Origin of the sequence: Immundisolibacter sp. (assembly GCF_041601295.1) — a bacterium.
Lineage (GTDB): Bacteria > Pseudomonadota > Gammaproteobacteria > Immundisolibacterales > Immundisolibacteraceae > Immundisolibacter.
Map to the genome: position 1 here is coordinate 1 of NZ_JBFIII010000129.1, position 6,348 is coordinate 6,348.

The 6,348-nt window shown below is 61.6% G+C and carries 6 protein-coding genes and 1 pseudogene; 2 read left to right on the forward strand and 5 right to left on the reverse strand.

The genetic code is table 11. The annotated features are described in order from the left end of the window. From ABZF37_RS13100 to ABZF37_RS13120, 5 genes and pseudogenes are all read right to left on the reverse strand, one after another. A pseudogene (locus tag ABZF37_RS13100) lies at positions 1-881 on the reverse strand (hypothetical protein); the annotation flags it as partial. A gap of 47 nt (positions 882-928) precedes the next feature. After that, positions 929-1,750 carry an outer membrane lipoprotein-sorting protein gene (locus ABZF37_RS13105; RefSeq protein ID WP_372720639.1) on the reverse strand — a complete coding sequence of 274 codons (822 nt, stop codon included), beginning with the start codon at positions 1,748-1,750 and terminating at the stop codon, positions 929-931. Positions 1,751-1,755: 5 nt separating this feature from the next. After that, positions 1,756-2,634 carry a ThiF family adenylyltransferase gene (locus tag ABZF37_RS13110; protein WP_372720642.1) on the reverse strand — a complete coding sequence of 293 codons (879 nt, stop codon included), beginning with the start codon at positions 2,632-2,634 and terminating at the stop codon, positions 1,756-1,758. 39 nt (positions 2,635-2,673) lie between these two features. After that, positions 2,674-3,474 (reverse strand): PEP-CTERM/exosortase system-associated acyltransferase, encoded by an 801-nt coding sequence (locus ABZF37_RS13115; RefSeq protein WP_372720644.1) that lies wholly within the window; start codon positions 3,472-3,474, stop codon positions 2,674-2,676. 6 nt (positions 3,475-3,480) lie between these two features. Next, positions 3,481-4,224: a PEP-CTERM/exosortase system-associated acyltransferase gene (locus tag ABZF37_RS13120; RefSeq protein WP_372720646.1), complete on the reverse strand. Its 744-nt coding sequence runs from the start codon at positions 4,222-4,224 to the stop codon at positions 3,481-3,483. 556 nt (positions 4,225-4,780) lie between these two features. Here ABZF37_RS13120 and ABZF37_RS13125 point away from each other — a divergent pair. Then, the gene (locus ABZF37_RS13125; protein WP_372720648.1) at positions 4,781-5,413 is read left to right on the forward strand and encodes an XrtA/PEP-CTERM system exopolysaccharide export protein; all 633 of its coding nucleotides are present in this window, start codon (positions 4,781-4,783) and stop codon (positions 5,411-5,413) included. 86 nt (positions 5,414-5,499) lie between these two features. Then, a partial coding sequence (locus tag ABZF37_RS13130) for an XrtA system polysaccharide chain length determinant (RefSeq protein ID WP_372720650.1) occupies positions 5,500-6,348 on the forward strand: 849 nt, incomplete at its 3' end.

A 6,348-nucleotide genomic window follows, 5' to 3' on the forward strand; every position in this document is an offset into this window, starting at 1 on the left:
ACGGCCGGTACGGTGCGCCGCCGTTGCGGCAGTCGATCCAGCGCCATGCGGGTGAGGTCGGTGACCGACATATGGTCGGTGGGCGGGATCTCGTCGACTCGGCCCCACAGCACGCGCTGCGCGCCCATGGTCAGGCGAAGGTTGGACCAGCGTCGGCGCAGGTAGACCTCGTCGTAGTCGAGCATGATCTCGCTGTGGTCCTGCCAGCCCTGGTGCCGGTAGCCGTCGCCCCGCGCGGCCACGCGCAGTTCGATGCTGGCCGACGGCCGCCAGTCCAAACCCCCGCTTGCGTGCAGAAACTGGCTGTGCCGGGCCGGGCGGTCGTGCCCCGTAAACGCGGCGCTTTCCGCCTGCAGCCGGGCTGCCCGCCAGGTCACGCCGGTGATTGGCGCCTGTGACGACGATCCCCGTGGGGCGTCCGCGCTGTTGCCTAAGGCGAACATCATGGGCATTGCGGGCTTGGTGGAACGCACGGCTGGCTGGGACTGCTTTGCAGTCGCCTCTGCGGGGGGCAGGCGCGCGGCAGGGGCCGGGTATGACTCACGATCCTTGACCGGCTGCGCCGCGACTGCGGGTGGGGCGAACGCCGCGGAGCCGGTTGACTGCAAAGCAACGTTGCTCAAGCCCGCAGCCGACAGACGCGCCGCGTGGCGCTGCGCGAGCGTGGCATCGGCAAAGGCCCCGGCCTGGACCATAAAACTGCCGTCCGCCGCGCGCCGGACGAAGGCCGGACTGGCCAGGCCCCGCACCTGCAGCGCAACTGTCGTTGCGCTGGCCGCATCCGGAAGCCCGACCACGCGCACCGCGGTGAGCGGCACGCCGGAGGCGCTATTTGCCGAGTGCGCCAACACGCTACCGGCCACCGCAAGCACGAAGGCCACCATTACCCTGGCGCGGGGTCGCACACGCCTGCGGGGTGCATGCGGATTCATTGCGGCCGCAGGGCGCCGTCGATGGCAGGATCGGCCAGGGTCTGGGTGGTGCACAGCGATTCCGGCAGGTTCTGGTCGTAGCGCACAGTCTGCACGGAAATGCGCGTTTGGTGGCCGTTGGTGAGGTCGGTCATGGTGCTGTCAGTGATGGTCCAATAGCCTTGGATTTGTTCCATCTTGTGCACGGTAAGGCGTTTTCTGGGCTTGTCGTCGGACTCAAAAAAATCGACCCGTACGGGCAGCAGGGTGGGTTCATGTATCCAGGCGAGGCGCTTTCGGTACACCGATTTTGTGGCGTCGATCGGCACGCTTTCCAGGAGCTGGGTCGGCAGATCTTCGATCTGCTCCTGACCGAGGAGGCGATGCCTGTCGCGATCCGGGCGGCGGTCTTCCAGGTCCTCGTAATAGATATCGGATCCGACAAAGCGCCCGCCGCGCCGGTCTGACGCGATGCGCCGCACCTGGTCGAGCGCCGGCAGGTACAGCCACTGATCGCTGCTACCGTCCGCACGGCTATGAACCAGTAGGCCGGTGCCTCTGATGTCCGCCGGGCTGTCGAAGCGCAGCAGTGACTGTACCTCGCCGTTCTTGCCGTCGCGACGAAAGCTGTAGGCCAGGCGTTGGCGGGGAGTGGAGTTGGTCGCGGTCAGGGTCATGGTGAAAAGGGTGGCGGCGTCCTGGCCGTCGGCACGATCGTAGATGCGCTGTGCCAAAGCTGCGCCGTCGATCAGCTCGTCGGCATTGGTTTGAGTCGACACAGCACTGAGCTGCCAGACGGCAAACAGTCCAACAAGCGCCTTGCGGGTACTGGGTGTCACGGTCGTTACTCCGAAGGCGGCTGGGGCTTGGCTTGTAGCCGCCGACGCGCCAGGTTCAGAAGCAGCCGCTGCAACGGGTTGCGGTTGCCACCTGGCCGCCAGGTTCGGGCGAGCTTGCCCCGATAAGCATCGAAATGCAGCCCATGCGGCGCCGCTCGCACTGGGCCACGGCCGAGCAGCAGTTTTAGCGTCTCGGTGGCCGCGATGCCCGCGCACAGTTCGCAGGCCATGGGTGTGGATGGCCCGGCTTGTTCGCCAAAGCGTACCCGCGTTGGATCCACAAGATAGCTGGCGTGCAGCAGGGACGGCGCCAGTCCGACCAGAAACCGCAATGCCTGTTCGGTCGGCGACTGACCGTGCAACTGAAAGTAGTCGTCAAAGCTCATGCCACCGGGCGTGAACACCAGCAGCGCGGCGCCCATACCCAGAGGGGCGGCCGTAATGGCCGGAATGCCCCGCTGGCGGCACGCTGCAAATATGGCCCGGCGAATGTCAAACGCAAAGTAGTCGATGCCGTCGACATAGACGTCCACGTCATCCAGGAATTGCACCAGATTGTCCGTGGTTACTCCGGCAGGGAACAGCCGCAGGTCAAGTTCCGGATTGATGCCGCGCGCCATGCGTGCCATGACGTCGAGCTTGTGTTGCCCGACGGTATCGAGGTAGGCGCCGGCCTGGCGGTTGAAGTTATGCAGCTCATAGCGGTCAAACTCCGCCAGGCTGAATTGGCCAAGGCCAAGGCGCGTCAGCGTGAGTAAATGACTGCCACCGACACCGCCCAAACCTGCAATAGCAACGCGTGCCTGACGCAGGCGCACCGACTCCTGGGCCGTAACCCAGCCTAACGTGCGGGTGAAAGCGGTAGCGTAGTCGAAGCCTGTCATGGTCCGGATGGGTGAAGCGGGCAGCAGGCTGCTGCAAGCTCAGACCGGATTCGGTGGCAATCCGGGGAGTGGCCGAGCCGCTAGTTGAGGCGCCAACTGCATTTCCACCGCTTGGAAAAAATCCCTCAGGTCATCGCGAGGCGCCGCCAGGGATGCCTGATGTTCCGGCAAGGTGTAGTGAAGGTAATACCCTGCCCGCTGCCCATGGTAGTCGACCAACGGTCCAAGCCGCTGAAAGCACAATCCAGAGCGCTCCAGCATGCGGGCAAGGCGTGGCTCCATCACCGCGAATACGTGGGGTTTATCAACGCGCAGGACCATTACCCGGGCCGCCATGAATAGCGCCGCCGCCAACAGGGGAAACGATCGGGCGTCTGCCGCGTCCTGGGTAGCCGCTTCGAGGTCCCCAACCGGGCTGGCGGTTTCCCGTGCGCGGCGGCGGAAGTTGCGTGACACGGCAATGCGCGAAATTTCACAAATTTCTGATCGTGGGAAGCAGCGTGGCTGGATGCTTGAGCCTTCCAGCGCCGCTGCGCCGTGACGCTCAATGGGTAGTTGGGTCAGCGCGGCACCGGGATCTGAATAGACCAGGCGTAAACAGCCGGCCACGGCCCCCGAGTCGCGATGACGAATCAGGCAGTGATGGGCCTGGGCGTCGTACTCATCCTGCTCGAGGCCGCCCGGGCAGTCTTCCTCGCGCTCAAAGCCATACTCTCGGCAGTAAATGTCGTAACGCAAACGTTGCGCCAGCCACAGCGTCTGCGCGGTGTCACAGAGCACCATCTCGAAATACCGCGAGAACGTTTCGGCCATTGGACTGGTTGGAGCATCGCGTGCCATGGCGCATCACCCGCAAGCTGCCAACGCCTGCTCGGGGCAAAAAACTTCGGGGAACAACGAGTGCCGAAGAAATGGCTCGGGCGCCAATTTGGGAACGAAAGGGTGGTCGGAATGAGCGCCGATCAGGTCCTGGAACAGACCTGCGACGTCAGCGATACGAGGATAGCGGATGCCACGATGGTTGCATGCTGTGCCGGCAGGGTGGTCTTTGATCCCAAGACGTGCCAGCAGCCGGCTCAGAGGCAGGCTGGTCAAAAATGCGAGGTAATCAATTTTTTGCTGAAAGGCATAGCCGACACTTGCGCGCACGAGCGCGAAAAATATGAGTGCGCTCTCGCTGGCACATCGGGATTCAACGCGCCCATTGGACGCGAGGAATCCGTCCGACGATTTTCGGATTCGCGCCGGCACGCACATGCGGGATATTTCTGCCACCCGTCGCTCTCTAAATAACGGCAGCACCTCGCCAGCAATTCCGGTGGCGGCGAGTAACGGTAGATCATGCACACTGGGTGGAATCAGGCGCAGAGCGCCGACCCAATTCTGATTTCGCCGGTCATATGCGACGAAATGCACCGCGTCTTCATCGAAGCGATCGCGTTCCTCTCCGTCTGAGAAACTGCGCGGATCTTCGTAACCCAGCTCTTCACAGTAAACCTGGTAGCGTAGCCGATGGTGCATTCGCCGAGTTTCATCGGTGTCTGCGAGTGCTACGACAATCAACTCATTATGTTTCGGTGTTTTGACCATGCAAACTCGTTGAGCGCCTGTTGATATGTTGCGATGTGGGTGCTGCCAACGCCCGTTATGCCTACCAGCGCGCTTTACCAGAAACAGCGTTGTCGATGCGCGCACTGTACGCCCCAGGAAGTGCACGCGCTACCATCGTCCACTGTGCCGTTCTGTTTTCGGGGCAGAATGATCGGGTCGGCCGTGGTCGTGTGCGCCGGGTGACGCCCGTGAACCCGATGTTGCGTATGGCTAACAAGGGCCGACGATGTCTGAAAATGTGGGCCTTTGGGGACCTGACGCACGCCTGTGGGGGCGTTACGGCGGTCGTGCCACAATCGCCAGTGGCAGAGCCTCTACCGCATGGCTTCAGGGATTACCTCAGACGCGGGGATGTAGTGAGAAGCATGCTGTCGGTCCAGGCACCTAAAGCGAGTGGGCCTGCGCGAGTTGGTTGCGTGGTGTTGTGAAGAATTCTTTCAAAAGGTGCGATAACCTCCCGTCGTGCCAACGCGGGCGGACTTCCGTCGCGGCGTGCGGTTAGTAATGCTGAGCTAATTTCAACAGGAGTTTGGGGATGAACGTGAACTACCGATTGCTGCGACTGGCAGGGGCCTGCGGTCTCGCGGCTGTGTCCGTCATGCTGGGTGGGTGCGGCTTCGGTGGGCCACCGCGGGCGCCGGCAACCGTTGAACAGCCATCTGATTACTTCTACATCATCGGGCCAGGCGATTCCTTCCAGATCATGGTGTGGCAAAACCCGGAAGTTTCGATGGGGGTGACGGTCAGACCCGATGGGATGATTACGACGCCCCTGGTCGAGGATCTTCCGGCGGCGGGAAAAACCCCGACTCAATTGGCCCGCGATCTGGAGAAGGCGCTGGCCGAGTACATCCGCGACCCCATTGTCACCGTCATCATGGGCGGATTCGGCGGTCCATACAATCAGCAAATCAGGGTCGTCGGCCAGGCGGCTCAACCGCGCGCCTTGCAGTATAGAGAGCATATGACCGTGCTCGACGTGCTGATCGACGTGGGCGGGTTGACCTCATTTGCAGCGGGAAACCGAGCCAACATTATTCGCCATGTTGAAGGAACCCAGCAGGTGTACCGAGTGCGGCTCGACGATCTGATCAACGGTGGCGATATTGGCGCCAACGTCGATGTCCAGCCGGGAGACATCCTGGTAATCCCCGAAACGATGTTTTAGAGCGGTCCGCGAGGCCCCGGCACTGGATTGGTGAGCGACTTGGGCTCCTTCGTTAATCGCACACTTGCAACCCGCCCAGTAGAGTTATGGAACATCTGATCGAACAGTTAATGGGCCAACTACGCGGCATGGTGCGCTGGCGTTGGTTTGCGTGTGCCGTCGCCTGGATGGTGGCGGTCGTCGGCTGGACCTGGGTGTACACCCTGCCGGACGTTTATCGGTCTTACTCCCGTATCTACGTCGATACCCAGACCCTGCTAAACCCGCTTTTGCGTGGTTTGACCGTGCGTCCGAATACCGAGCAACAGGTCAGGCTGATGGCCCGTACCTTGCTGAGTCGTCCAAACCTGGAAGAAGTGATACGGCGTGCTGATCTTGACCACGACGTTAACAGCGATAAAGCGATGCAGGGGCTGATTGATGAGGTGGGTCGAACCTTGGCGCTGAGCAGCAGTGGGCGCGAAAATCTATATCAGTTGTCATATTCCGGGCCCGATCCGAAAGTTGCGACTCGTGTAGTACGTGAGACCGTAAATTTGTTCATGGAGCGCGGTTTGGGGGATACCTCGCGCGATCTTAAAAAATCACAGGATTTCATCGAGGCGCAGCTGCGCTCATACCAGTCTCGATTGGAGGAGACTGAACAACGCCTTGAGCAATTCAAGCGCGAACATGCCGGAATGATGGGGAACGAAGGGCGCGATTACTACGGCCGACGCGAGGCAGCGCGAGCTGCTCTTGAGCAAGCCCAGTTGCAGTTACAGGAAGCGCGTGGCCAGTTGAATACCTACCAGCGGCAAACGGAAGGCAATGAGCCACTCCTGCTGTTTTCCCAGAACAGTGGAATGAACGCCGATCCGGAACTGGCGCAGCGAATTCTGGTCCTGGAGAAGAATCTGGATTCGCTTCTGTTGCGTTATCAGGACGAACACCCG

Bases quoted from the DNA above. Each gene is read 5' to 3' on its own strand.
- ABZF37_RS13110 (WP_372720642.1), bottom strand. From the start codon at position 2,634: ATGACAGGCTTCGACTACGCTACCGCTTTCACCCGCACGTTAGGCTGG.
- ABZF37_RS13125 (WP_372720648.1), top strand. From the start codon at position 4,781: ATGAACGTGAACTACCGATTGCTGCGACTGGCAGGGGCCTGCGGTCTC.
- ABZF37_RS13120 (WP_372720646.1), bottom strand. From the start codon at position 4,224: ATGGTCAAAACACCGAAACATAATGAGTTGATTGTCGTAGCACTCGCA.
- ABZF37_RS13115 (WP_372720644.1), bottom strand. From the start codon at position 3,474: ATGGCACGCGATGCTCCAACCAGTCCAATGGCCGAAACGTTCTCGCGG.